Origin of the sequence: Micromonospora sp. NPDC000207, from assembly GCF_040300925.1 — a bacterium.
Taxonomy (GTDB): Bacteria; Actinomycetota; Actinomycetes; order Mycobacteriales; family Micromonosporaceae; genus Micromonospora.
In genome coordinates this window covers 1-24,273 of sequence record NZ_JBEPEQ010000010.1, presented here as the reverse complement: position 1 = coordinate 24,273, position 24,273 = coordinate 1, and the positions used below count along the sequence as shown (strand labels likewise).

22 protein-coding genes and 1 riboswitch are annotated in these 24,273 nt (G+C 70.9%); of the genes, 11 read left to right on the top strand and 11 right to left on the bottom strand.

Translation table 11 applies throughout. From position 1 onward, the window contains the following. Window positions 1-24: 24 nt before the first annotated feature. The 5 genes from ABT336_RS04680 to ABT336_RS04660 are packed head-to-tail and all read left to right on the top strand — an operon-like array spanning window position 25 to window position 5,770. Window positions 25-1,590, top strand: coding sequence for an ABC transporter substrate-binding protein (locus ABT336_RS04680; protein ID WP_350895133.1), 1,566 nt, complete (start codon window positions 25-27; stop codon window positions 1,588-1,590). Beyond that, window positions 1,587-2,537: an ABC transporter permease gene (locus tag ABT336_RS04675; RefSeq protein ID WP_350895132.1), complete on the top strand. Its 951-nt coding sequence runs from the start codon at window positions 1,587-1,589 to the stop codon at window positions 2,535-2,537. The genes ABT336_RS04680 and ABT336_RS04675 overlap by 4 nt, the downstream gene beginning before the upstream one ends. Further along, complete coding sequence (locus ABT336_RS04670) at window positions 2,534-3,313, top strand: ABC transporter permease subunit (protein ID WP_350895131.1); 780 nt, start codon at window positions 2,534-2,536, stop codon at window positions 3,311-3,313. Before ABT336_RS04675 ends, ABT336_RS04670 begins: the two co-directional genes overlap by 4 nt. Beyond that, window positions 3,310-5,190, top strand: a complete 1,881-nt coding sequence (locus ABT336_RS04665; RefSeq protein ID WP_350895130.1) for an ABC transporter ATP-binding protein — start codon at window positions 3,310-3,312, stop codon at window positions 5,188-5,190. The genes ABT336_RS04670 and ABT336_RS04665 overlap by 4 nt, the downstream gene beginning before the upstream one ends. Continuing rightward, a complete protein-coding gene (locus tag ABT336_RS04660) occupies window positions 5,180-5,770 on the top strand; it encodes a GNAT family N-acetyltransferase (RefSeq protein WP_350895129.1) in 591 nt (196 codons plus the stop codon). The genes ABT336_RS04665 and ABT336_RS04660 overlap by 11 nt, the downstream gene beginning before the upstream one ends. A 131-nt stretch (window positions 5,771-5,901) precedes the next feature. Here ABT336_RS04660 and ABT336_RS04655 read toward each other — a convergent pair whose 3' ends face one another. Together ABT336_RS04655 and ABT336_RS04650 are read right to left on the bottom strand one after the other, a co-directional pair. Continuing rightward, window positions 5,902-6,411 carry an SRPBCC family protein gene (locus ABT336_RS04655; protein ID WP_350895128.1) on the bottom strand — a complete coding sequence of 170 codons (510 nt, stop codon included), beginning with the start codon at window positions 6,409-6,411 and terminating at the stop codon, window positions 5,902-5,904. Window positions 6,412-6,418: 7 nt separating this feature from the next. Next, on the bottom strand, window positions 6,419-6,625 hold the full coding sequence (locus ABT336_RS04650) for a hypothetical protein (protein WP_350895127.1): 207 nt from the start codon (window positions 6,623-6,625) through the stop codon (window positions 6,419-6,421). An 81-nt stretch (window positions 6,626-6,706) separates the two neighbouring features. Between ABT336_RS04650 and ABT336_RS04645 the strand changes: the two genes are divergently transcribed. Further along, window positions 6,707-7,465, top strand: a complete 759-nt coding sequence (locus tag ABT336_RS04645) for a class I SAM-dependent methyltransferase (protein ID WP_350895126.1) — start codon at window positions 6,707-6,709, stop codon at window positions 7,463-7,465. A 107-nt stretch (window positions 7,466-7,572) separates the two neighbouring features. Here ABT336_RS04645 and ABT336_RS04640 read toward each other — a convergent pair whose 3' ends face one another. The 5 genes from ABT336_RS04640 to ABT336_RS04620 form a co-directional block, all read right to left on the bottom strand. After that, entirely contained in the window at window positions 7,573-8,448 is an 876-nt protein-coding gene (locus ABT336_RS04640; protein WP_350895125.1) for a DUF3152 domain-containing protein, read from the bottom strand. A 243-nt stretch (window positions 8,449-8,691) separates the two neighbouring features. Continuing rightward, the gene (locus tag ABT336_RS04635) at window positions 8,692-8,865 is read right to left on the bottom strand and encodes a CsbD family protein (RefSeq protein ID WP_350895124.1); all 174 of its coding nucleotides are present in this window, start codon (window positions 8,863-8,865) and stop codon (window positions 8,692-8,694) included. A gap of 112 nt (window positions 8,866-8,977) precedes the next feature. Further along, window positions 8,978-11,236: a heavy metal translocating P-type ATPase gene (locus ABT336_RS04630; protein ID WP_350895123.1), complete on the bottom strand. Its 2,259-nt coding sequence runs from the start codon at window positions 11,234-11,236 to the stop codon at window positions 8,978-8,980. Between the two features lie 11 nt (window positions 11,237-11,247). Beyond that, the gene (locus ABT336_RS04625) at window positions 11,248-12,231 is read right to left on the bottom strand and encodes a DUF8832 domain-containing protein (protein ID WP_350895122.1); all 984 of its coding nucleotides are present in this window, start codon (window positions 12,229-12,231) and stop codon (window positions 11,248-11,250) included. A gap of 113 nt (window positions 12,232-12,344) precedes the next feature. Continuing rightward, window positions 12,345-12,554 (bottom strand): heavy-metal-associated domain-containing protein, encoded by a 210-nt coding sequence (locus ABT336_RS04620; protein WP_350895121.1) that lies wholly within the window; start codon window positions 12,552-12,554, stop codon window positions 12,345-12,347. Between the two features lie 118 nt (window positions 12,555-12,672). Here ABT336_RS04620 and ABT336_RS04615 point away from each other — a divergent pair, with 118 nt between their 5' ends. From ABT336_RS04615 to ABT336_RS04605, 3 genes are all read left to right on the top strand, one after another. Further along, the gene (locus ABT336_RS04615) at window positions 12,673-12,975 is read left to right on the top strand and encodes a metal-sensitive transcriptional regulator (RefSeq protein ID WP_350895120.1); all 303 of its coding nucleotides are present in this window, start codon (window positions 12,673-12,675) and stop codon (window positions 12,973-12,975) included. Between the two features lie 350 nt (window positions 12,976-13,325). Beyond that, a complete protein-coding gene (locus tag ABT336_RS04610) occupies window positions 13,326-14,675 on the top strand; it encodes a YibE/F family protein (RefSeq protein WP_350895119.1) in 1,350 nt (449 codons plus the stop codon). A gap of 166 nt (window positions 14,676-14,841) precedes the next feature. Then, window positions 14,842-14,972: riboswitch (cyclic di-AMP (ydaO/yuaA leader) on the top strand. A 4-nt stretch (window positions 14,973-14,976) separates the two neighbouring features. Next, window positions 14,977-15,984, top strand: a complete 1,008-nt coding sequence (locus tag ABT336_RS04605) for a coiled-coil domain-containing protein (protein ID WP_350895118.1) — start codon at window positions 14,977-14,979, stop codon at window positions 15,982-15,984. A 126-nt stretch (window positions 15,985-16,110) separates the two neighbouring features. Here the strand turns inward: ABT336_RS04605 and ABT336_RS04600 are convergent, their stop codons facing one another. Then, on the bottom strand, window positions 16,111-16,728 hold the full coding sequence (locus ABT336_RS04600; RefSeq protein WP_350895117.1) for a carbonic anhydrase: 618 nt from the start codon (window positions 16,726-16,728) through the stop codon (window positions 16,111-16,113). An 81-nt stretch (window positions 16,729-16,809) separates the two neighbouring features. On the opposite strand from ABT336_RS04600, the gene ABT336_RS04595 reads away from it, so the two are divergent. After that, on the top strand, window positions 16,810-17,691 hold the full coding sequence (locus ABT336_RS04595; protein ID WP_350895116.1) for a hypothetical protein: 882 nt from the start codon (window positions 16,810-16,812) through the stop codon (window positions 17,689-17,691). Between the two features lie 65 nt (window positions 17,692-17,756). Here the strand turns inward: ABT336_RS04595 and ABT336_RS04590 are convergent, their stop codons facing one another. The 3 genes from ABT336_RS04590 to ABT336_RS04580 all read right to left on the bottom strand — a co-directional run bounded on the left by ABT336_RS04590 (window position 17,757) and on the right by ABT336_RS04580 (window position 21,632). Further along, the gene (locus ABT336_RS04590) at window positions 17,757-19,214 is read right to left on the bottom strand and encodes a hypothetical protein (RefSeq protein ID WP_350895115.1); all 1,458 of its coding nucleotides are present in this window, start codon (window positions 19,212-19,214) and stop codon (window positions 17,757-17,759) included. Between the two features lie 968 nt (window positions 19,215-20,182). Continuing rightward, window positions 20,183-21,400 (bottom strand): helix-turn-helix domain-containing protein, encoded by a 1,218-nt coding sequence (locus tag ABT336_RS04585; protein ID WP_350895114.1) that lies wholly within the window; start codon window positions 21,398-21,400, stop codon window positions 20,183-20,185. Then, window positions 21,390-21,632, bottom strand: coding sequence for a hypothetical protein (locus ABT336_RS04580; protein WP_350895113.1), 243 nt, complete (start codon window positions 21,630-21,632; stop codon window positions 21,390-21,392). Before ABT336_RS04580 ends, ABT336_RS04585 begins: the two co-directional genes overlap by 11 nt. Before the next feature lie 321 nt (window positions 21,633-21,953). On the opposite strand from ABT336_RS04580, the gene ABT336_RS04575 reads away from it, so the two are divergent. Continuing rightward, the gene (locus ABT336_RS04575; RefSeq protein ID WP_350895171.1) at window positions 21,954-23,168 is read left to right on the top strand and encodes a helix-turn-helix domain-containing protein; all 1,215 of its coding nucleotides are present in this window, start codon (window positions 21,954-21,956) and stop codon (window positions 23,166-23,168) included. The last annotated feature ends 1,105 nt before the right edge of the window (window positions 23,169-24,273 follow it).

The window sequence follows — 24,273 nt, the reverse complement described above, 5'->3', positions numbered from 1 at the left end:
CTCGCTCCACGGAAGGAACCTCCCATGAATCCCCCCTCGCTGCGTGCCGCCGGGCTGAGCCGACGTGCCCTGCTCGGCGGCGCGGTCGCCCTCTCCACAGCCGCCCTGGCCGGCTGCGGCGGTGAACCGGGTACGCCCGGCACCGGCCCCGGCTCACCTCGGCGCGGCGGCCGACTCCGCGCCGTCTTCGCCGGCGGTGGTGCCAACGAGACCCTCGACCCGCACCTGGCCAACCTGTTCAACGAGGCGTCCCGGGCCAAGGCGGTCTTCGACAAGCTCGCCGACTACGGCTCCGACGTGTCGATCGTGCCCCGGCTGGCGAGCACCTGGGAGCCGAACACCGACCTGACCCGGTGGCGGGTCACCCTCCGGGAGGCGACCTTCCACGACGGCCGTCCGGTCCGGGCCGCCGACGTCCTGCACAGCTACGCCCGGATCACCGACCCGAAGCGGGCGTTCCGGGCCCGGGCCAGCCTGGCCCTGCTGGACCTGCGCACCAGCCGCGCCGTCGACGACCGGCGGATCGAGTTCGCCCTGACCCGCCCGTACGCGGAGTTCCCGAACCTGTTGGCCAGCTTCGGCGCGTACGTGGTGCCCGAGGGGACCGACACCTTCGACAGGCCGGTCGGCTCCGGCCCGTTCCGGTTCGAGTCCTTCCAGCCCGGCCGGTCCCTCCTGCTCAAGCGGTACGAGGACCACTGGGACGGGGCTCCATACCTCGACGAGTTGGAGTACCTGATCGGCAACGAGGAGTCGGCGCGGATCAACGCCCTGCTCGGCGGGCAGGTCGAGTACGCCCACGACATCACCCCCACCTCCGCCCGCACCTACACCGGCGACGACCGGGTCAACGTCGTGGCGATGCCCAACAGCACCATGCAGGGCTTCACCATGAAGGTCGACCGTCCCCCGTTCGACGACCGGGACCTCCGCGAGGCGATGTTCCTGCTGACCGACAGGCAGCAGCTCGTCGACACGGTGCTCTCCGGGGCCGGACAGATCGGCAACGACCTGTACGGCAAGGGCTACCAGCACTACGCCGACGACATCGCCCAGCGCAGCCCGGACCTGGACCGGGCCCGTTTCCTGATCCGCCGGGCCGGCGCTGAGGGACTCCGGGTCAACCTCGACACCGCCGCCGTGGCCAGCGGTTTCGTCGAGGCCGCCAGCACCTTCGCCGAACAGGCCCGGCAGGTCGGGCTGACAGTGGTCCCGACCACCGGGAACAAGGACACCTACTGGCGGGACATCCTCACCAACGGGTCGTTGGCCTCCTACCGGTCCGGGGCGATGCCGATCGAGACGCACATCTCGCAGCGCCTGCTCACCGACAGCACCACGAACGCCACCCGGTGGACCCGGCCCGACTTCGACGCCCTCTACGTCCGCGCCGTCTCCAGCACCGACGAGGGCGTCCGCCGCCAGGCGTACGGGGACATGCAGCGGATGCTGCACGCCGAGGGCGGCTTCCTGATCTGGGGATTCGCCGACTTCCTGGTCGCCACCGCCCCGAGGGTGGGTGGTGTGGCCGCCAACGCCCCCGCCAACACCCTGGACTGGGCCCGCTTCGACAAGGTCTGGTTGGGTTGAGCCTGCACCGGTACGTCGGCCACCGGCTGCTGCTCGGCCTCGGGCAGGTCGTCGGCGTCGCCACAGTCGTCTTCGTGCTGACCGAGGCGCTGCCCGGGGACGCCGCAGTGGTGATCGCCGGGGAGCAGCCCGACCCGGCCCGGATCGCCGCCGTACGGGAGCAGTTGGAGCTGGACCGGCCCGCCGTGCAGCGGTACCTCGACTGGCTCGCCGACCTGCTCCGGGGGGACCTCGGCGTCTCACTGGTGTCCGGGCGGCCGGTGGTCGACGTGCTGACCGGTAACGCCGCCCCCACCGTGCTGCTCGCCGCAGTCACACTTCTGCTGCTCGTACCGGTGGCGGTGGGGGTGGGGATGCTCGCCGCCCGACGCGAGGGCGGCCGACTGGACCGGGCCCTGTCCGCAGTGGTGGTGGGTCTCTACGCGGTACCCGAGTTCGCGCTGGCCGTCCTCCTCGTCGCCCTCTTCGGGGTGCACCTCGGGTGGTTCCCGCCGACCGCCGTCGGCACCGGCGGGAACCTGCTGGCCCAACCGGCGGTACTTGTCCTGCCGCTGGTCGTCCTGCTGGCCCGGCCGATCTGCTCGCTGAGTCGGCTCACCCGGGCCGGGATGATCGAGGCGGCCGGGTCGGCGTACGTGGCGCACGCCAGGAGGCTCGGGGTCCCGGGGCACCGGCTGTGGCTGGGACACGCCCTGCCCAACGCGCTGGCCCCCGTGGTCCAGCAACTCGCCCGGACCACGGACTGGCTGCTCGGCGGGGTGATCGTGGTCGAGGCGGTCTTCGTCATCCCCGGACTGGGCACCGCCCTCGTCGACGCGGTCACCGCCCGGGACGTGCCCACGATCCAGGGGCTCTGTGTGCTGGTCGCCGTGGTCACCGTCGCGGTGAACCTGGTCGCCGACGTGGTGGCGTTCCGGTTGGCACCCCAGACCGGGGCGGTCCGGTGAGGCCCCGGGCGGTGGTCGGCGCGGTGCTGCTCGCCGTACCGCTGCTCGTCGCCCTGGTCGGGCCGGTGGTGGCCGGGGAGCCGGGCGGGCGGGGACGCCCGTTCGTCGGGGACGGCCCACTGGGGACCGACTTCGTCGGCCGGGACGTCCTCACCCAGGTGCTGCTCGGGGGACGGACGGTGGTCGGGGTCGCGGTGGCGGCCACCGCGCTGGCGTACCTGGTCGGCGTGCCGTTGGGCCTCTGGGCCGCGACCACCCGACGACGGTGGCTGGACGAGTTGCTGATGCGCCCCCTGGACCTGATCCTGGCGATACCGGCCCTCCTACTGTTGATCATGCTGTCGGCGACGGTCCCGCGCGGAGCGGTCGCCCTCGTGGTGATCGTCGCGCTGATCGGCCTCCCCGAGGTCGCCCGGATCAGCCGGGCCGCCGCCCTGCCGCTGGCCCACGGCCCGGCCATGGAGGCGATGCGGTCGTACCGGGAGAGCTGGTACCGCCGGGCCGTCGGCTACGTCGGCCGAGGGGTACGCCGAGTGCTGCTCGCCGACGCCGGGGTCCGGTTCATCGGGGCGCTGTACCTGGTGGCCACCGCCAGCTTCCTCGGCATCGGGGTGGCCCCGGACGCCGCCGACTGGGCGGTGATGGTGGACCGGAACCGGGCCGGGCTGGCCCTGCAACCCTGGGCGGTGGTGGCCCCGGCCGCCCTGGTCGTCGCCCTCGCCATCGGCGTCAACCTCACCACCGACCACCTCCTCGCCGCAAGGAAGGCCCGGTGACGGGGGCGGTGGAAGGACCGGTGACGGAGGCGGTGGACGGACCGGGGGGCGCGGTAGCGGCACGGGTGGTGGGGTTGCGGGCCGACGTCGGTGGGCGACGGCTGCTCGACGGGGTCTCGTTCGACCTGCCCGCCGGGCGGATACTCGCCGTCGTCGGGGCCTCCGGCAGCGGCAAGACCACCCTCGGCCGGGCGCTGCTCGGCGAGGCCGGTCCGGGAGTCCGACTGACCGGTACGGTGCAGGTCGCCGGGCGTACCGTCACCACTGCGGAGCCACCGCCGCCGGGCAGCGTCGGGTACGTGCCGCAGCAGCCGGCCGCCGTGCTCAACCCGGTACGCCGGATCGGCCCGGTGCTGCACGAGATCGCCCGCCGCCACCCACCAGTCGACGACGACAGCTGCGGCAAGGACGACGGCGGCGAGGATGACGGCCGAGGTCGGGGCTGGATCGTCGGCCGGTGGGGGGTCCGGCGGGGGCCGGCTCGGGCGGCTGTCCGGGGGGTGCTGGAGCGGGTCTCGCTCCCGGCCGACCGGGGACTGCTGCGCCGCTTCCCGCACCAACTCTCCGGCGGCCAACAGCAACGGCTGGTCATCGCCCATGCGCTGTTGGCCGGGGCCCGGCTCCTCGTCGCCGACGAGCCCACCACCGGTCAGGACAACCTCACCCGCCAGGACGTCGCTGCCGAGCTTGCCGCCCTGGCATCCCGGGAGGGACTGGCCGTGGTGCTGCTCAGCCACGACCTGCACCTGGTTCGGGCGGTCGCCGACGACCTGCTCGTCCTGCACCGGGGCGTACCTGTCGAGTCGGGACCGACCGGGAAGGTGTTCGCCGTACCCCGGCATCCCTGGACCCGACGCCTGGTGGCCACGACCGGGCCGACCGACGCGCCGGGACACCTTCGCACCGCAGCCGAGACCCGACAGCGCGAGACCCGACAGCGCGAGGAGAGACCGCGCGAGGAGAGACCGCGCGAGGACGCAGACCGCGAGGACGCACACCGCGAGGAGCGGGCCGGTGGTCGACGGTTGCTCGACGTGCGCGGACTGGTGGCCGGACACGGTCCGAACACCGTCCTGCGGGTGGTGGACGTCCAGGTGGCGGCCGGGGAATGTCTCGCTCTGGTCGGCCGCTCGGGCAGCGGTAAGACAACTCTCGCCCGTTGTGTCGCCGGGCTGCACCGGCCGCGCGCCGGAACCGTCGCGTTGGGGGGTCGACCGCTCGCCGCCACTGTGGACGACCGCAGCCTCACCGACCTCGCCTCGGTGCAGTACGTCTTCCAGGACGCCCGGGCCGGTTTCGATCCCTGGCGGACGGTCCTCGACCAGGTGGCCCGCCCGGCGGTACGGCTGCACGGCCACCCTGTCGACGTGGCCCGCGCGGCGGCCCGTGCCGCCCTGGACCGGGTGGGCCTGGCCGGGAACCTGGTGACGCGTAACCCGGGGCGGCTCTCCGGTGGGGAACTGCACCGGGCTGCGCTGGCCCGCGCGCTGCTCGCCGGGCCCCGGCTGCTGGTCTGCGACGAGATCACCGCCGGGCTGGACGGGGTGACCCGGGATCGGATCCTCGACCTGGTCGACGAGGTACGCCACGCGGACGGGTTGGCCCTGCTGGTGATCAGCCACGACCGTGACGTGGTGGCCCGACTGGCCGACCGGGTGGCGGTCCTGCACGACTGTCACATCGTCGAGGAGGGTCCGGCGGCCACCCTGCTCACCTCGGCTCGGCACTGGTTGACCCGGTCGTTGCTACCCGACGACGTCACGCCAGACCGCACGCCACAGGACGCCGTCGCGCCCGGTCCGCCGGGAGACGCCGTCACGCCCGATCGCACAGGAAAGCCGATTGCACAGGAAAGAGTCAGTTCGGATGATCAGTGACATCCTCGGCGGGTATCAGGTCCAGCTCGCCGGACAGCACCATCTCGACGGCGCCCGGGGCGTCATGCTCGACACCTTTTATCACGTCTTCGGTCACGGGTACCGTCCCGAGTGGCACTTCGACGTGATCGACCTCGATGGGACGTACCTGCGGCCGGACCGGCACGCCCTCTTCGTGGCGACCCTGGGCGACCGGGTGGTGGGCACCACGGCGGTCCGTGCCGCCGGGCCGAAGAGCCCGCCGCATCCGGAGTTCCTGGCGCGACGCTATCCGGACGCCACTACCGCCCAGCTCTTCCGGGTGTACGTGGATCCGGCGCACCGCCGTCGGGGCCTGGCCCGTGCCCTGGTGGAGCTGGCGGTGGCCTTCGTCGCCGACCAGCCCGGGTACCGGGACCTCTACCTGCACACCGACACCGGTACGCCCGACGCGGAGGCGTTCTGGCGGTCAATGGCCCGACCGGTCCACGACGCCCGGGACGGCACCTGCCGGACCGTCCACTTCGAGATCCCCCTGCCGGGTCGGGACGGCACCGGTCGGGCACCGGACCTGTTCGCCGCCGCAGCCGCAGCAGGCTGAGCCGGTGACAGGCAACGCGGCGACCGGCACGGACCGAGCCGGGGACTGGGAACGCGGCGACCGGCACGGACCGAGCCGGTGACCGGGTCGACGGGGTGGTCGGCAGAGGCCGCCCCGTCGACCCGGGCGGTTCAGCCGGCGGTGGTGCCGTCTGCCGCTGCGGTGAGCAGGTCGTCGATCTGTCCGATCCCGGCGGCCAGGCCCTCCTCCATGCCCATGGCGACGAGCTGTTCGAGCTGCTCGGTGCTGGCGAAGTGGCTGACCAGGGTCATCCGGGTGCCGGTGTCGATCTTCTCCAGGGTGACCACGGCGCGGGTCGGGGTGTCGGTGGGCAGCGGTTCGCCGTCCTGTCCGGCGAACCCGTCGTCGAACGCCAACCGGGTCGGCGGGTCGATGACGGTGAACGTCCACCAGCCGTACGACTTCTCGCCGTCCGGGCCGGTCATGTGGTAGCGGACCGCGCCGCCGACTGTGAACTCGTGCCGGTCGACGGTGGCGGGCCATCCGGGCGGACCCCACCACCGTTGCAGCTGACGCGGGTCCTGCCAGACCTGCCAGACACGGTCGACGGGGGCGGGGAACTCGGAGACGACGGTGAGCGTCAGCGCCGCCTCGTCGCGGTGGGTGCTGGTCACAGGCATTGGTGGTTCACCTTCCTGGGTCTTCGGTCACAAGCTGGTCGATGGCGTGGATCCGGTCTCGCCACACCTGCTCGTACGCGGCGAGGAGGCGGGAGGCCCGGCGGAGCGCCGTCACGTTTCCGTACCCGATCTGTTCTCTACCACGTCTCTCCTTGGTGACGAGGGTGCCCGTTCGTTGGTCGCCGCCGCTCCACTTCGCAACCACCCCACCCATCGGCGAACAATTGCCAAACATGTGCAGCAGGACCGGGACACCGCTGGACACCACGCTGGATCGGTAACTAGCGTGCCCATCATGACCCCTTACGTACTGGATGCTCGGGCCTGGCAGGAGAGCTGGGACCGGCAGCAGGAAGCCTTCATGCCGGACCGGGAACACCGCCTCGACGCCCTGCTCGACGCGGTGGAGGCAGTCGTCGACTCCCCCACTCCTCAACTGCTCGACCTGGCCGGCGGCACCGGGTCGATCAGCCTGCGCGCCCTGGACCGGTTCCCCGAGGCCCGGCCCACACTCCTCGACCTAGACCCGGTCCTGCTCACCATCGCAGAGGCGTCCCTGGCCGACCGGGCCACCATCGTCACCGCCGACCTGCGGGACCCGGAGTGGGCGGACAACCTGCCGCAGACCGGATACGACGCGGTCTGCACCGCCACCGCCCTGCACTGGCTTCCCGCCGACCGGTTGACCACCCTGTACGCCGAGATCCGGGCGGTCCTGCGTCCGGGCGGGATCTTCGTCAACGTCGACCACATGCCCGACGACGGGCTGCCCGGCCTCACCGAGCGGCTCACCGGTCAGGCGCGTGACCGGCGTGACGCCCGGTACCGGGCCGGCGCGGTGCTCTCCTGGGACGACTGGTGGAAGCAGGTCGAGACCGATCCGACCCTCGCCCCACCTGCCGAGAAGCGCCGACAGATCTACCCGGGCGGCCACAACCAGGACTGGCTGCCGCCGGTGAGCTGGCACCTGGACGCCCTGCGTACGGCGGGCTTCTCCGAGGTCGGCACGGTCTGGCGGGGCGGGGCCGACGCCGCCGTCGCGGCCCTGCGCTGACCCTCACCGCCGGTCGACACCACCGACCCGCCAGCGGTCGGCACCCACCGACCCCACCGACGGTCGGCACCCACCGACCTCGGTGACGGTCGGCACGCCCGCCCCGGTCAGCTGCCCCTGGGGATCGGGTCGTCGTACTGGCCGGAGGGGCCGGTGTGCGACCGGCCGGAGACCATCGGCCAGGCGTTGGGGGCGCAGCCGTGCAGGCCGAGCGTCTGCTGCTGCATCACCGGTGCGGGGCCGCCCGCGCGCGGGCACAGCTCGTGTCCGCGCCCGAGGCGGTGCCCCACCTCGTGGTTGACCAGGTACTGCCGGTAGGTCTCCTGGTCGCCGTCGAAGTGTGGGACCCCGTTGACCCACCGGGCCACGTTGAGCACCACGTCGTCGCCGTTGCGGCAGGAGGTGTAGAGGTCGGAGAGGTCCCCGCAGAGTTGGCTGCGGGTGACCGGGGTGGAGAGCCGGACGGTGAAGTCGGCGTCGCCGTCCGGACCGACCCGTTGCAGCCGCCACCGGCCGTCGGCGGTCCAGCCCCGCTCGTCGGCGAGGATCGCGGCGACCTCCCGGCCGAACCGTTCCACGTCGAGGTTCTCGATTCCCTTCTCGACCGCAACCCGGTACCGCAGGAGTCGGCCGCCGTCGCCGGCGACCGCGCCCCGGGCGGTGGCGGTGTGGAACCGGCCGGTGCCCCGGCGGGGGAAGGTGACTGCGGGCTCCGGTGGCGGGGTCGTCGCAGCCGCCGACGGAACGGGGACGGCCGTCACCGGGTCGGTGGGTGGGGGTGGTGCCTGCGCCCGGACCGGTCCGGGGGTGGTCACGCCGTCGAGCAGGAGGGCGTCGAACCCGCCGTTGCCCGCCGTCCAGACGCCGCCGCCGATCAGCACCACCGCCGCGACCAGCGCCACCGGCAACGCCCCGACGCCCCTGGACCGACGACGGTGCGAGCGGGGCAGAGCCCGGTCGCTGTCGGTACGCCTGCCCGCCATGAGTCCCCGCCCTCGTCCACACCGCCGATGACCTGGGGTACGGATTCGGGACGGGTTCGGTTGCCCGGCAACCGTTCTCCTCGCCACACCTCACCCGTGAACCCACGACACGAAGCTGTCTCACGCCTGCGTCGCGGGTGGACGCTACACGGGAAGCGGGGCGGTCACCGGAGCGGGCACGGGGACGACGACACGTCGGGCCGACCACTCGACAGTGGTCGGCCCGACGGCGTACGAAATATGTCAGCTCTTGAAAGCGTCCTTGATCTTTTCGCCGGCCTGCTTGAGCTTGGCACCGGCCTGGTCGCTACGGCCTTCGGCTTCGAGGCGCTCGTTGTCGGTGACCCGGCCGGCCCCCTCCTTGAGCTTGCCCGAGGCGTTCTGACCCGTGTTCTCCACCTTGTCGTCGAAACCCATCGGAAGACCTCCTCGCTGTCAGGCTCTCTACGTCTCGCTTGCTCTGTTCCTTACCCTCCCGCGCGACCGCAAACCCCGATCTGCGATGTGACCAGCGACAAACCTGCGGGCCTCAGCCGGTGGCGGCGGCGAACCGGCGCAGGCGGAGGCTGTTGGCCACCACGAAGACCGAGGAGAAGGCCATCGCGGCTCCGGCGATCATCGGGTTGAGCAGACCGGCGGCGGCCAACGGAATCGCGGCGACGTTGTAGGCGAACGCCCAGAACAGGTTCCCCTTGATGATCCGCAGGGTGCGTCGGGCCAGCCGGATCGCGTCGGGGGCGGCCAGCAGGTCCCCCCGGACCAGGGTCAGGTCGCTGGCCTCGATCGCCACGTCGGTGCCGGTGCCCATCGCCAGTCCCAGGTCGGCCTGGGCGAGGGCGGCGGCGTCGTTGACCCCGTCCCCGACCATCGCCACCACCCGGCCCTCCCGCTGGAGGCGTTCGACCACCGCGACCTTCTCCGCCGGCAGCACATCGGCGATCACCTCGTCGATGCCGACCTCGGCGGCGACCACCCGGGCGACAGTGGCGTTGTCCCCGGTGAGCAGGACCGGTCGCAGGCCGAGGGCGCGGAGCCGGGCCACTGCGGCCCGGCTGGTGGGCTTGACCGCGTCGGCCACCACCAGCACTCCCCGGGCCTGCCCGTCCCAGGCGACGAGCACCGCCGTCCGCCCCGCACCGGCCGCCCCGGTCGCCGCCCCGGAGACCGCCGCCGGTACGTCGACGTCCCGCTCGTGCAGCAGTCGGAGCCGACCGACCAGCACGGTACGGCCCTCGACGGTCCCGGTCACGCCGAGCCCTTCGACGTTGGCGAAGCCGGTGACCTCCGGTACCGGACCCTCCTGCGTCGCGGCGGCGGCGACGGCCCGACCGATCGGGTGTTCGGAGCCGGCCTCCAGCGCCCCGGCCACCCGGAGCAGTTCGGCCCGGTCCTGCCCGGCGGCGGGCACCACGTCGACCACCGACATCCGGCCGGTGGTGACGGTGCCGGTCTTGTCGAGCACGATCGTGTCCACCTGTCGGGTGGACTCCAACACCTGGGGTCCCTTGATCAGGATCCCGAGTTGGGCTCCCCGGCCGGTGCCGACGAGCAGGGCGGTCGGCGTGGCGAGCCCGAGCGCACAGGGACAGGCGATGATCAGTACGGCCACCGCCGCGGTGAACGCCGCCGCCGGTCCGGCACCGGCCCCCCACCACCAGCCGAGAGTGCCGACGGCGAGGGCGATCACGACGGGTACGAAGTTCCCGGAGATCCGGTCGGCGAGTCGCTGCACTGCGGCCTTGCCGCTCTGCGCCTGCTCCACGAGGCGGGCCATCTGGGCCAGTCGGGTCTGGGCGCCGACCCGGGTGGCGGTGACCACCAGTCGCCCTCCCGCGTTGACAGTCGCCCCGACCACTGCGTCACCCGGCCCGACCTCCACCGGCACCGACTCACCGGTGAGCAGGCTCGCATCGACGGCGGAGGTGCCGGCGGCCACCACTCCGTCGGTGGCGATCTTCTCGCCGGGACGCACCACGAACCGGTCTCCGACGACGAGTCGGTCGGCCGGGATCCGGCTCTCCACCCCGTCACGGAGCACCGCCACGTCCCGGGCGCCCAGCTCCAGCAGCGACCGCAGGGCCGCCCCGGCGGTGCGCTTGGCCCGAGCCTCGAACCAGCGTCCGGCCAGGACGAGGGCGGTGATCCCGGCAGCCGCCTCCAGGTAGATGTGCCCGGACCCGTCGGTCCGGCTGACCACGAGGCTGAACGGGTGGGTCATGCCGGGCTCCCCGGCGGTGCCGAGGAAGAGCGCCCAGAGCGACCACCCGAACGCGGCGAGGGTGCCGAGGGAGACCAGGGTGTCCATGGTCGCCGCGCCGTGTCGGAGGTTGACCCAGGCGGCCCGGTGGAACGGCAGCCCGCCCCAGACCACCACCGGGGCGGCCAGGGTGAGGGAGAGCCACTGCCAGTAGGTGAACTGGAGGGCCGGGACCATCGCCAGGACCACCACCGGCACGGAGAGCACCACCGAGACCCAGAACCGGGTCCGCAGGGTACGCAGTTCGTCGACCGGCTCGGCGGGGGCCGGGGCGTCGGCCGGGGCGGGTGGGGGCGGCAGGGCGGCGGTGTAGCCGGTCTTCTCCACAGTGGCGATCAGCTCCTGCGGGGTGACGCCGTCGGGGTAGTCGACGGTCGCCTTCTCGGTGGCGTAGTTGACCGTCGCGCTCACCCCGTCCATCCGGTTGAGCTTCTTCTCCACCCGGGCGGCGCAGGAGGCGCAGGTCATCCCGCCGATGGCCAGCTCGATCCGGTGCGGCGCGGTCTGCCGGGGGTCGTTTGTGGTAGTCATCGCGGCTCCTGTCAGTCGTGCCGGTGACCGGGGGACCCGTGCCCGTCGTCGGGCTCGGCGGGTGCCGCCGTCGTCGGTGGGCCGTCGGTGACCGACCCACTCGGTGCCGGTCCGTCCGGGTGCGGCGCGATCACCGTGAACTCCGCGGTGCGGACGGTCCCGCCGTGCCGGAAGTCGAGGTACAGCCGGTAGGTCCCGGGAGACGGGGCCGCGACGTGGAAGGTCACGTCGGGACCGGCGGCGGTCCGTCCGTCACCGGGGGCGCCCTCCGGGTGCGCGTGCAGGTACGCCAGGTCACCCTGGCGCAGCGTCACCAGATGACCGTACGCCCCGAGGTAGGGCTCCAGGTCGGTGACGGGTACGCCGTCCCTGCTCACTGTGAGGGTGAGCCGGGAGTCGTGGCCGGGCCGGAGCCCCCCGTCGAGGGTGACGTCGTACCCGTCGACGACGACGGTACGGGTGGGCGGGGGCAGCGGGGTCGGGGTGACCGGACCGGACACCGTCACGTCCACCCCGAGGGTGAGCGGGTCCGCTCCGGTGGGTTGGAAGTCGGCGAACGCCCGCCAGGTGCCGGGGTCGCCCATCGGGGTGGGGAGCCGCCAGGTCCCGTCCTCCGACAGCCGGGGGTGGACGTGCCGGAATCCGCTGAGGTCGCGCCGGGCCACGATCAGGTGCATGGGCCGGTCGTGGTTCACGTCGTACCTGGTGACGGCGTCTCCGTCCGGCCCGGTGATCCGGAAGGCGAACTCCCCCGGCGGGGCGGTGACCGGTTCGAGGGTGTAGCCCTGCTCGGAGACGAGCAGCCCACCCGGTGTCCCGCCGACCGGGCCGCCGTGGCCGTCGTGGCCGCCACCGGGGTCGTCGTGGCCGCCGTGCGGGTGTTCGACAGCGACCGGCGGGCCGATCGGCCCGACCAGGTGACCGACGCCGTACGCGGCACCGAACACCCCCACCAGACCGAGGACGAACCCGGTCATCCTGCCCACCGTCCGCATCCCTCTCCCCTTCCCACCCGTCCCGCCCGACCTGGTACTCGGGTCGACCCGACACCCGCCCGTATCAACCGAGCCCTGAGCCCGAGCCCTGAGCCCGTCCCGGTGCCGGTCGGTCAGGCGTCGACAAGTTCGTAGCCGGCTTCGTCGACGGCGGCGCGCACTGCCGCCGGGTCGAGGGGGTGACTGCTGGTGACGGCGACCTCACCGGTGGCCAGGTCGACCTGGACGTCGTCGACCCCGTCGAGCGCGCCGACCTCGTCGCTGACCGACTTGACGCAGTGTCCGCAGGTCATGCCCTGCACCCGGTAGGTGTTGGTGACCATGTCCGTTCTCCTCTCGACAGGCTTTCCGTGTGCCTCCGGCAGCCTACTCTACTCATACCCCGTAGGGGTATTACCGTAATCGTCCCATACCCGTCGGGGGTAGGCGTACGCTGGCTTCATGACCACTCCTGCACCCGGCACCTCCCGGGGGTACACCGCCAGCAAGGACCAGCTCCTCGCCCGGCTGCGCCGGGTCGAGGGCCAGGTCAGGGGAATCGAGAAGATGGTGGACGAGGACCGCTACTGCATCGACGTCCTCACCCAGATCTCCGCCATCCAGGCGGCCCTGGACAAGGTGGCCCTGGGCCTGCTCGACGGACACACCCGGCACTGCATGCACGAGGGGGCCGCCGAGGGCCGCGCCGAGGACATGGCCACCGAGATGATGGCCGCCGTCGGTCGCCTGATGAAGCGCGGCTGACCCCGCCGCCACTCCACCGCCGACCTCGCCCGCCACTTCACCGCCGGGCCCGCCCGCCACGCACCGCCGGCATCGCCCGCCACGCACCGCCGGCCCCGTACCACCCCTTCACGCCCGCCGCCCGCCCACCCGGGGCCGGCGTGTGGCGACCTCCACCACCAGCCCCGACCCGCCCCCGCGACCACATCCGGTGACTACCATTCCCGGTTGGACCTCCGGGCACCCCACATTCCGGTCACCCTGAGTGATCAAGGGGTATCCGACTGCGCCGTTGCGGGCATTTTCACGGGCGGGGTGAACCGACCGGCGTACGCACACGTAATCCGCCGTGGATCGTTTGGAGAGTCGCAATGGGCGCCGACCACACAAGTCACGCCCCGTCCGCCCCACCCCGGGTCCGACGGGTCCTCGTCGCGACGGTGGTTCCCCTCTTCGTAGCCACCCTCGTCGCCGCCCTGCTGCTCTGGCCGGAGCGGACGCCGACGGCGGACGGAGGTGAGGACGTACCCCGCTACCAGGGGACCGTCACCCGGGTGTTGACGGTGCCCTGCCCGCCCGTCGAACCGGGACCGGAGGGCACCCCGGAACGGGCCGACCGGCCCTGCGGAACGGTGACCGTCCGGGCAGACAGCGGCCCGGACGCCGGGCAGGAGGTCGAGACCCCGATCCCGGACGGCCCGGGTGCCCCCCGGGTGGCGGTGGGCGACGAGATCATCCTGGTCGAGCTGGTCGACCCGGCCGACCCGGAGACCAGCAGCTACAACATCGCCGAGCACCAACGCGGCAAGCCCCTGGTCTGGCTGGTGGTCCTCTTCGCCGCCGCGATCGTGGCGTTCGGCCGCTGGCGGGGCCTGGCCGCCCTGGGCGGGCTGGCGGCGAGCTTCGCCATCCTGCTCACCTTCGTGGTGCCGGGGATCAGCGCCGGCCGGTCCCCCCTGCTGATCGCCGTTGTCGGATCAGCACTGATCATGTTCATCGTGCTGTATCTCACCCACGGGATCAGCGCCCAGACCTCGGTGGCGGTCCTGGGCACCCTGGGCAGTCTGGTGCTCACCGGACTGCTCGCCGCCGCCGCCACCGCCGCCACCCACCTGACCGGGTTCGGTGACGAGGACGCCACCACCCTGTCGATGTTCCAGTCCGACGTCGACCTGCACGGACTGCTGCTGGCCGGGATCGTGATCGGGTCCCTGGGCGTCCTGGACGACGTCACGGTCACCCAGGCCGCCACGGTGACCGAGGTGGGCAACGCCAACCCGAAGCTGACAGCACTCCAGCTCTACAAGGCGGGGACCCGGGTCGGGCGGGCCCACATCGCGTCGGTGGTCAACACGATCGTGCTGGCGTACGCGGGTGCCTCACTGCCCCTGATGCTCCTGCTGGTCGCCGACTCCCGGCCCACCGGCCAGGTCCTGACCAGTGAATTCCTCGCCCAGGAGATCGTCCGCAGCGTCGTCGCCACGCTCGGACTGGTCGCCGCCGTGCCCCTGACCACCGCCCTGGCCGCCGTGGTCACCGCCGCCGGACGCCGTACCCCCGAGAAGAAGGCGGCGCGGCCCGACGCCAACCCCCGACCCCGACCCCCCGCTCAGCGCGACGACGCCCTCGAAGCCCTGAGCGACCCCCGGGCCGGGAGTCAGTCCCCCGACGCCCCCGCAGGGTGGCGCAATCGAGAAGGAGGTTCCGACCCCGCATGGTGACACTCCTCAGTGTGACCGCCGATGCTTCCCAGAATGAGAAGCTCATCACTGGTCACCCGCCGCTACGGCGAAAATACGCGTTAAGTCGGCTTCCGGACGTAGCTCCCGGAGTCGACTCTCGGGTAACCTCGCTGCCGGTCACCGCCGAAGGCGCGCACCGGCGCCAGCGGGACCGCCGCCCAATCGCCGCGAGGCGAATCGGGGACCCAGGTACGTGGGGTGAATCCGCGCAAGCGGTAGGGGCCACTTCCGTCCCGAACCCGTCAGCTAACCCGGTCGGCGGCCGACGGAAGGGACGACTGTGACGGCACCCCTACGCCGCTGGCTGACGCCGGTGGTGGCCGTGATCACCGCGCTGGCCATCTTCTCCGGGTCAGCGCCGGCCATGGCCCAGCCTCGGCCCTCGGGGCACGAGGACGGTGACTCGAAGCTCCTCAACGATGTCATCGAGACGACCAACCGCAACTTCACCCAGGCACAGAACAAGCTTGAGAAGTCCAAGAAGCGGCAGCTCCAGCTCGACCTGGAGGTCCGTCGGGCGCAGAGCGAGCTGGACCGGTTGGCCCCCCAGGTGGGGCAGATCGCCGCCCAGTCGTACCGCAGCGGGCGGATCGGCGCGATGGCGATGCTCCTTGACAGCGACCAGCCCGACTCGTTCGTCAAGCGCGCCCAGGCGCTCGACGAGCTGAACATGGTCAACGCCCGGAAGCTGGCCGAGGTCCAGGAGGTCAAGGACGAGGCTGCCGAGGCCAAGGAGCAGCTCGACGCCGAGGTCACCGAGCAGCAGAAGCAGCACGCGCTGATGGCCAAGCAGAAGCGGGACGCCGAGAAGTCACTCGCCCTGGTCGGCGGCACCGGCCTGACCGGCGGCCTGGTGGTGGCCGAGTCACCGGTGGCGAAGGTCGCACCGGGTCGGGACTCCAACGGCAACTGGCGTCCGCAGGGTTGCACCGAGAACGACCCCACCACCTCCGGCTGCATCACCCCCCGCACCCTCCACATGTACAAGGAGGTCAAGCGGGCCGGGTTCGACAGGTTCGTCGGTTGTTACCGCCCCGGTGGCCCGTGGGAGCACCCCAAGGGCCGGGCCTGCGACTGGTCCCTCCAGAACCGCGGGTTCTCCCCCTGGCACAACAACGACACCCGGATGTACGGCAACAACCTGACCGCGTTCCTGGTCCGTAACGCCGACCGGCTGGGCGTCTACTACGTCATCTGGAACCGGCAGATCTGGTTCCCGGCGACGGGCTGGAGTTCCTACAGCGGCCCGTCCAACCACACCGACCACGTCCACGTCTCGCTGCTCTAGCCGGGGCTTGGCACGAACCGGGCCGCTCCCCTTCCTTCGGGGGGCGGCCCGTTCGTCGTCGCAGGCACAGACCGGTTCGCCGTGAGGGGCGCGCGGCCCGGTTCGTGTTCCGGGGCGAAAGACCGGTCAGAGGGTACGCGGAACCGCCGCCACCGTCCGGACCCGACCGGCGTTGAGCTGGTACGACATCCCCACCACGGCACACCGTCCGGCAGCGATCTCACCGGCCAGGACCGCCGAGTCGCCTACCAGTTCGTTGACCGTCTGGGCGATGTGGACGTCGATGATCCCCGCCGGGTCCACGATGCCCTGGGCGGCGGCGTGCCGGAGGCTGGGCAGGACGGCGTCGACCACCGCCCCGAGGTGCCCGGCCGGACGCAGCCCTCCGGCAGCCACCGCACCGGCCGCCGCGACAGCCCCGCACGAATCGTGCCCGAGCACCACCACCAGGGGGGTGTGCAGCACCGTCACCGCGTACTCGACGCTGCCCAGCACCTCGGGGCCGGTGGTGTGCCCGGCGGTCCGGACCACGAAGAGGTCCCCCAGGCCACGGTCGAAGATGATCTCGGCGGCCAGGCGGGAGTCGGAGCACCCCACGATCACGGCGAAGGGGTGCTGCTCACCGGCGACCGCCGCCCGGTGGCCGGCGTCCTGGTTGGGGTGGCGGGGTGTCCCGTCGACGAACCGCTCGTTGCCTGCCTGAAGCTCGGCGAACGCCTCCTGGGGAGTCTCCGGCTGACGCAAGTCCCACCTGCCCTTGAACGAACTACCTGGTCAAACCCCCACATCAGGGGACAGGGTCCGGCCCTCACCGTCACACGCAGCGTGAGACACGTCAAGCTACAAGTGATCTACGTTTCTTCCCGCCCGACCGGGTCCCGGGATGCGGGAAAGCCGGTCGGGCCTGAACCGGAGGCTCCTCCCGACCGTCGTCAGGTCGCCCGATCCCCTACCGAGGAGGAGACCACGATGCCCCCGACGAAAGACCCCCGGAAGAGACTTGAGGACGCCCTGTTCATCGAGGACAAGTTCATTGTCTCGAACCTGACCTCGGAACAGGCGGCCGACATCGCGAACACCGTTTCGAGGGATCTCGAACGGGCGGAGAGAGAGCGTGATGCTTTCGCCGACACACCCGCGTGGGAGCTGAACAGGCCGGACCCGAATCACCACAAATCCCCCAACCAAGAGATTCTCAGCAACAAGGTGTGCGACATCATCGAGTTGCGGAAATACAACATGCCGAACAACCCCTGGAGGGCGGAGGACGCCGAGGCGCGAAAGCAGGAAGTCGGGCGGAACGCCAGGGACCGACTTGAGGCCGCCCTTCCGCCAACGCACCAAACCATGGTGGCGGACCTGACCCCGAGTGAGGCCACGAAGCTCCAAGCGGCCGTCATCGACCAGTTCCGCGAAACGAGTCAGGGTCACCGCACCCACAACACCGAGGAGGTCGGGAGAAGGCTCGTCGCCGACCTCACCACCGACAGGATGAAGGCGTTGGGACTACCGATTCCGACGAACCCTGCGGCCACCTGGTCGACGGCCCTCCGGCACCCGGCGGGGTCGACCGTGGTCCAGAGCAGGACGGCTGATGTCGCGTCCCTCGGATCCGGTGGCGATCGACCCGCTGCCGCCCGTTCGACGCCGACCCGACCGCCAACCGACCGTTCCCCTTCCCCGGTGCCCCGGGGCCGCTCTCGCTAGGGCTTCGACCGGGAGACGCCGACCATCCGCCGGCTCGCCGTCCACCGATGAGCCGCCGTGCCGTCTCACCGGCGAACTGGGGCCGGTGTGGAGGGCACCCTCGGGTAGGCGACGGGAGGAGGCTGCGCCGAGGGACCCCCCGACTGCGGCGAGGCCCCCGGAGACGTCAGAGCCGCGACAAGGGCGATCTCCCAAGGCTCGTAGTTGGTGCTGGGCGCCGCTTCGCCTGCCACCGTGAGGGCGTCGGGCGACACCTGAGGCGACACTTCCAGGTAACGGGCACGAGCCTCTGAGCCTTCGGGAAACACGTGGGAGGACCAGCCCGGCAGCGACGAGAGAACCCGGGCCTCCTCCACAGAAACCTTGACAGCACCGCGTCTAAGACTCATCAGACGGGCGTAGGTGTCTTCGTGGCCGAGAGACTTGGCCAGTTTCCGCCCGATGGGTAGCTCGGATTTGAGCCGGCCGCAGTAGTCGCTGATTCTTCCCGCCCACTCCTGGCCACCACGACGTTTCCCCTGCCGTACGGAAACTAGTGAAGGGCCCGACAACGCCGCCTCGTACTGAACACGAAACTCCGAACCCTCAGGAAACACGAAAGAAGACCACCCAGGCAACGACGACAGAACCCGGGCCTCCTCCACAGAAACCCTGACAGCACCGCGCTTGAGACTTGAAAGACGCTTGTAGGTGTCTACGTGGCCGACAGACTCGGCCCGCGTCCGGCTGTTGGGTAGCTCAGGTTGGATCCGGTCGTGATAGTCGCTGATCCTCCCCGCCCACTCCTGACCACCACGTACTAGACGGTTTCCCTGCCGTACGGAAACTGGTAAAGGGCCCGACAACGCCGCCTCGTACTGAGCACGAAACTCCGAACCCTCAGGAAACACGAAAGAAGACCACCCAGGCAACGACGACAGAACCCGGGCCTCCTCCACAGAAACCCTGACAGCACCGATTCTGAGTTTTGCCAGACGCTGGTACGTGCCTTCATGGCCGAAAGACTTGGCCAGCTTCTCGCTTTTGGGCAACTCAGGTTGGATCCGGTCGTGATAGTCGCTGATCCTCCCCGCCCACTCCTGACCACCACGTACTAGACGGTTTCCCTGCCGTACGGAAACTGGTAAAGGGCCCGACAACGCCGCCTCGTACTGAACACGAAACTCCGAACCCTCAGGAAACACGAAAGAAGACCACCCAGGCAACGACGACAAAGCCCGGGCCTCCTCCACAGAAACCCTGACCTCACCCCGCTTGAGACGTGAAAGACGCTTGTAGGTGTCTACGTGGCCGACAGACTCGGCCCGTGTCCGGCTGTTGGGTAGCTTAGGTTGGACCTGGTCGTGGTACTCGCTGATCTTCGCCGCCCACCTCTGGTGGAGCGTGATCGCCGGTCCGGCGGCGGCTTCAGTCGCAGACTCCTCTCCCTCGCGTCGCCGGCCCTCCGCGTCCTCGACGACGGGTGCCGCAGGCACGCTGAACAACTCGTCCAGCTGCCTGTCCTCGAACGCGAATTCACCCAACCCCACACCCGATAAATACCCAGCCGCGTCCCCCCAACTAGGGTCATCCGGACCCGGAAAATCCACCGCAGCATCGTCAGAGAAACCCGCCACGACGCCGGGCGATGGCACAACCCACCGGTCTGTCATATCTACTCCCTCCCGGACTGCTAGGTCTTCATTACGAATACCATCCGGTCCGGTTCAACTCCGGCAGAGGGCTACCCGGAGGGCTTCGGCGAGGCGGGTGAGAACGGGTTCCGCGTCGTTCCCGAGGCGACGGGAAACGGCTGCGCCGAGGGAACCCACGACTGCGGCGAGGCCCCCGGGGACGTCAGGGCTGCGACAGGGGCGATCGCCCGAGGGTCGCAGTAGGTACTGGGCTCCGTTTCGCCTGCCACCGCTAAGCCGCCGGGCGACACCTTGGACAGCACCGCCAGGTAACGGGTACGAGCCTTTGAGTCTTCGGGAAACACGAAGGAGGACCAGTCAGGCAGCGAGGAGAGAACCCGGGCCTCCTCCCTAGAAATCATGACCGCACCACACCTGAGACGTGAAAGGCGCTTGAAGGTGTCTGCATGGCCGACAGACTTGGCCTGTACTTCACTTTCCGGTAGAGCAGGCTGAATTCGGGCGCGGTAATCGGTGATCTTCGCCGTCCACCTCTGGTTGCGCGTGGTCGCCGGTCCGGCGGTGGCTTCAGTCGCAGATCCCTCACCGTGATGCCGCGGCCCTTCTGCCTCCTCGGAGCGGAACACCGCGTCCAGCCACTCCGCCTCAGATGAGATTTGACCTGACCCCGCACCCGGCAAATGCTCAATAATGTCCGCCCAGGAGCCGTCATCCGAAACCGGCCACTCCGCCGCACTCTCGTCAGGTGCACCCACAGTGGAGCTGGGCAGCTGCACATCCGATCGGTCCGTCATGTCTGCTCTCCTCCCGGACGACTCAGCTTCAATACGAACACCAGCCGGGCCGGTTCAACTCCGTCAGAGAGCTATCCGGAGGGTTTCGGCGAGACGGGTGAGTTCCGGGTCGGGGCGGGACGCCCGGCGAAGCAGCGTACGCAGGGTGGCGAGGGCGGTGGGACGATGGCGTACCTCGGTGGGGGCGGTCCGGTCGGCGAGCAGGAGCGCCCGTGCGGCCTCGGGAAGGTCGTTGCGGCGCAGGCACCCCCGGGCCACGTCGACCAGGTACGCCGCCCTCCGTTCCACAGTCAGCCGGGCGAAGGCCACGGTGTCGAGGAGTTCCCGGTGTGACCGGAGCGGATCGCGGTCCCGGTCGAGGGCGAGGGCGGTGGTGACCCGGGCCAGCCCGACCGCCGTCGGACCGAAGCTCGTCCGGCAGTGGTGGTCGTCGCCGAGTCGGGCGGCGACGGCGGCGGCCTGGTCCAGCAGGTCGACGGTTCCCGGATGGTCACCACTGGCGGCGGCGGCCCGCGCGGCCTGCACCAGCAGGGATCCGTACCCGCAGTGCCGCTCTGCTGGGGCTGTCTGCGGATCGGGTGGGCCGATCCGGTGTGCCACGGCGACCGCGACCTCAAGGGCGTGCCGGGGCCGGTCCAGTGCCCGCAGGACCCGGGTCAGCGTGACGGCGGCCGACGTAGGGTCGGCGGTCCGGCGGCCGATCGTCATGGCCCGGTCGGCGGCCAACCAGGAGGTGGCCAGCTCGCCCAACTTGCACAGCACCGCCGAGACCAGTTGGGTGACCTGCCCCAGCAGGTGGACCGCGACCGGGTCGTCCGGGTGGGCCGCTCGGGTCAGTTGTGCCTGGCAGAGCAGCCCCGGAAGGATCCGCACCAGTAGCCGGTAGTCGGCGTGCCCGTACGCCGACCAGGCGTGCTCCACCCCCGCCCGGATCCGGTCCGGTGTCGGGCCGGTCCCGTCGGCCCCGGCCAGGGCGGCGTCGAACCGGAACAGGGCCGCCCGCAACGGGTCCAGCTCGGCACCGGTGAGCGGGCCGTCGGACGGGTCGGCCCGCGCGACGGGTGCCGCCGGGCCGGTGCCGAGCAGGAGGTCCACGTCGATCCGGAGCGCCCGGGCGACCTCCCGCAGGGTGGAGAGCCTGTCCAACCGGCGGACACCCCGCTCCACCTTGTCGACCCAGCTCTTCGACATGCCCAGCGCGTCGGCGAGGGTCTGCTGCGACCATCCCCGCCGACCACGCCAGTACGCCACCCGCCGCCCGACCGGCAGGTCACCGCTCACAGCGGTATCCCCGCCGCTGTCCGTACGTCAGCAGTGGGGCCTGCCTGGTCAACGGGGTGAGCCGGATCGTCGGCCCGTCGTTCCACCGGTGCCGCCCCAGGTCATCGGGGGCGCCCCGCTGTCGGCCCACCTCGGGGGCGTCCCGTCGCCAACGGTCTTCGGGGGTGCCCCGCTGTCGGGCGGCCTCGGCCAGGATCCGGCGCTTCGCGGCCTCGTACTCGGCCTCCTGCATCGCCCGCCACCTGTCGTCCGACCGCCTCGTGTGGCGGCCTCGACACCAGTTGCGGAATCTCGTCCACATGAATTGACCACCCTCTTCTTCTTTGGCTGCGCATGGGGTTATGGTGAGACGACTTCCTGGTTCCTCGGCGCACCCACGCCAAGATCTGCCAATCACCCGGAATTCGAAAGCGTCTCACTTTCTTGGAGGCTGCCACGGCCGGACGGGAGCTTTCCCACCTGCGGCGACACGGACAGCGTCGCCGAGGTGGCGACGTGCCGGACAGCGGTACACCGTTGGCACACAGACCAGGAAACGGAGTCGAGGGTGACCATGGAAAAGGTCGGGGACATTCTCCGGAGGCACCGCAATGCCCGCCATTTGTCTCTTCGACAGCTCGCGAGCGCCGTCAACTTCACCTACACCCACATCTCCCAGGTCGAGAACGGAACGAAGCGCCCGTCGGCGCAGTTCGTCGAGGCCTGCGACCGAGCCCTACAGGCCGACGGCGCGCTGATCGCGGCGTACGTCAACCAGGAAGGAGATCCGGACATGCGTAGACGCACGGTGTTGTGGTCGATGAGCACCCTGGCTGCCGTATCGGCGGCCGGTTCCTCGGAGGGGTTGGAGGCCCTCCGGCAGATGTTGAGCGACGCGGTCCGGGCCGGGCACGACGAGTGGGACCAGATCGTCGCCGACTACGGGGTGGCGAACTACCGGCTCTCCGCCGAGGAGCTGACGGACCACCTGCGGATCGACCTGGCCGTCCTGCACGGCCTCCTCGCCTCGTCGACCGAACCGGCCCGGTCCCGCCTGTTGCAGGCCGCCGCCCGGCTCTCCCTCCTCGTCGCACTGAAGACGACCTCCACGGGTCAGGCGATGCTCACCCGCCGGTGGTGGTCGACGGCCAACCGCCTCGCCGACGAGTCGCAGGACCCGGAGACGATGACACTGGTCCGGGGCTGGGAGGTGGTGGACGGCTGCTACGGCGGCCGGACCCCGGAGCAGCTGGTGGCCCTCTCCGACCGGGTCCTGCCGATCCTCACCACCGAGCCCACGGTGGCGAACTGCAAGGTTCTGTCCGGGCGTGCCCAGGCCCTGTCGGCGGCCGGTCGGCACGCTGAGGCGGTGGCGACCGTCGAACAGCTCGCCGACCTCACCGAAAGGCTCCCCGCCTCGGTCCTCGGCAACGACGAGTCCCTCTGGGGGTGGGCCGAGCACCGGCTCCGGCACACCCAGTCCTGGGTCTACTCCCACAGCGGGGACCTCGCCCGCGCCGAGGCCGTCCAGGACCGGGCCGCCCAGCTCTACCCGCAGTCACACCGCCGACTCCGGGCCCAGGTCGAGCTGCACCGGGCCGCCTGCCTGGTCCGGACGGGGCACCTCACCGACGGGCTGCGTCACGCCACCGCCACCCTCGACGGCCTCCCCCGGCAACACCACAACGAGTTGGTACGCCGAGTCACCCGCCAGGTCACCGAGGCGGTCCCCGCCACCGAACGCACCCGCGCCGACTACGACGACCTCCACCAACGCCTCAACGCCTGACCCCCGATCCGACCACCGGCCGACGACCGGGGTGACCGATCCCACGCCACCCCGGTCGGGTCTCGTGCGCCCGGCCGATGAACCAACCCCGCCCGCCGTACGTCGTCACCGACATGGCCAACCATCGAACTCCGGAGCAGTGGGCGGTCCTGAGGAACGCCCTTGAGAATCACCTGCGTGACCCGGAAGCATGGGACGTAGCGATACCATGTCGACTGCCGGAAACCGGCGACCTCAACACGAACTCGGCTTTCAACAATTCTCGACCACCGGGTAAATTTCCGAAGAAATGCCCGGAGGAACTTCGACAACTTCTCAGGAGCTACTGGGAGCACCAGGACCACAGATTCAAGACCGAAGTGAAGTGGGGGGCTCTCAGCGCCGCACTCACCGATCGGTTCGGTGATCTGGGAAACTGGGGTAATCCCCTGCCTGACGAGTACCAAACCAACGACGGAGTCCTCGTCCACCCCCGCGCCGCGATCGACGGCTTCATGCACCGCGGGTCCTACCCGACCAGCTGTCCACAAGGACTTGCCGACCTCGTCACGACAGGCGTGGAGCTCGGAGTAATCGACACGGCACGACAACTGCCTACCTCACGGTGGCGCAATCTCGTCGGCGAGGAGGCCCTCGTCGACATGGCCACCGCACCGTCGTTCGCCCCTCCCCAGGCAGTCTCCCCTTCGACGACCTCCTATCCCGTCGAGCCCGATCAGCAGTGGTCGGCCGCCACCCTGAGGTCCCCAGCCGCCCCCGGCCCTTCCGGCCCTCCCGGCCCTCCCCGAGCCACCCCCGGCCCCCCTTGGGCCACTCCCGGCCCTCCCCGGGCCACTTCCGCCAACGCATCCAGTCAGGCAAGCAACTACCCGTGGGCCGACGCCACCGCCAGTCGACAGCATCGCCACCGACCCGGGTGACCACCACCATCGGATGATCGGAAACTGCTGGAAGGCCGAACAGCAGTGACCCGGTTACTGGAGACCGCAGGTCAGACAGCAGGAGGAGCTCCCACCGCTCCCGCCCCTCCGACACCCCGCCCCTCCGACACCCCGCCCCTCCGACACCCCGCCCCTCCGACACCCCGCCCCTCCGACACCCCGCC

Coding starts and splice junctions, on each gene's coding strand:
- ABT336_RS04680 (WP_350895133.1), top strand. CDS start 25: ATGAATCCCCCCTCGCTGCGTGCCGCCGGGCTGAGCCGACGTGCCCTG.
- ABT336_RS04660 (WP_350895129.1), top strand. CDS start 5,180: ATGATCAGTGACATCCTCGGCGGGTATCAGGTCCAGCTCGCCGGACAG.
- ABT336_RS04655 (WP_350895128.1), bottom strand. CDS start 6,411: ATGCCTGTGACCAGCACCCACCGCGACGAGGCGGCGCTGACGCTCACC.
- ABT336_RS04650 (WP_350895127.1), bottom strand. CDS start 6,625: ATGGGTGGGGTGGTTGCGAAGTGGAGCGGCGGCGACCAACGAACGGGC.
- ABT336_RS04645 (WP_350895126.1), top strand. CDS start 6,707: ATGACCCCTTACGTACTGGATGCTCGGGCCTGGCAGGAGAGCTGGGAC.
- ABT336_RS04640 (WP_350895125.1), bottom strand. CDS start 8,448: ATGGCGGGCAGGCGTACCGACAGCGACCGGGCTCTGCCCCGCTCGCAC.
- ABT336_RS04635 (WP_350895124.1), bottom strand. CDS start 8,865: ATGGGTTTCGACGACAAGGTGGAGAACACGGGTCAGAACGCCTCGGGC.
- ABT336_RS04630 (WP_350895123.1), bottom strand. CDS start 11,236: ATGACTACCACAAACGACCCCCGGCAGACCGCGCCGCACCGGATCGAG.
- ABT336_RS04625 (WP_350895122.1), bottom strand. CDS start 12,231: ATGCGGACGGTGGGCAGGATGACCGGGTTCGTCCTCGGTCTGGTGGGG.
- ABT336_RS04620 (WP_350895121.1), bottom strand. CDS start 12,554: ATGGTCACCAACACCTACCGGGTGCAGGGCATGACCTGCGGACACTGC.
- ABT336_RS04615 (WP_350895120.1), top strand. CDS start 12,673: ATGACCACTCCTGCACCCGGCACCTCCCGGGGGTACACCGCCAGCAAG.
- ABT336_RS04610 (WP_350895119.1), top strand. CDS start 13,326: ATGGGCGCCGACCACACAAGTCACGCCCCGTCCGCCCCACCCCGGGTC.
- ABT336_RS04580 (WP_350895113.1), bottom strand. CDS start 21,632: ATGCAGGAGGCCGAGTACGAGGCCGCGAAGCGCCGGATCCTGGCCGAG.
- ABT336_RS04575 (WP_350895171.1), top strand. CDS start 21,954: ATGGAAAAGGTCGGGGACATTCTCCGGAGGCACCGCAATGCCCGCCAT.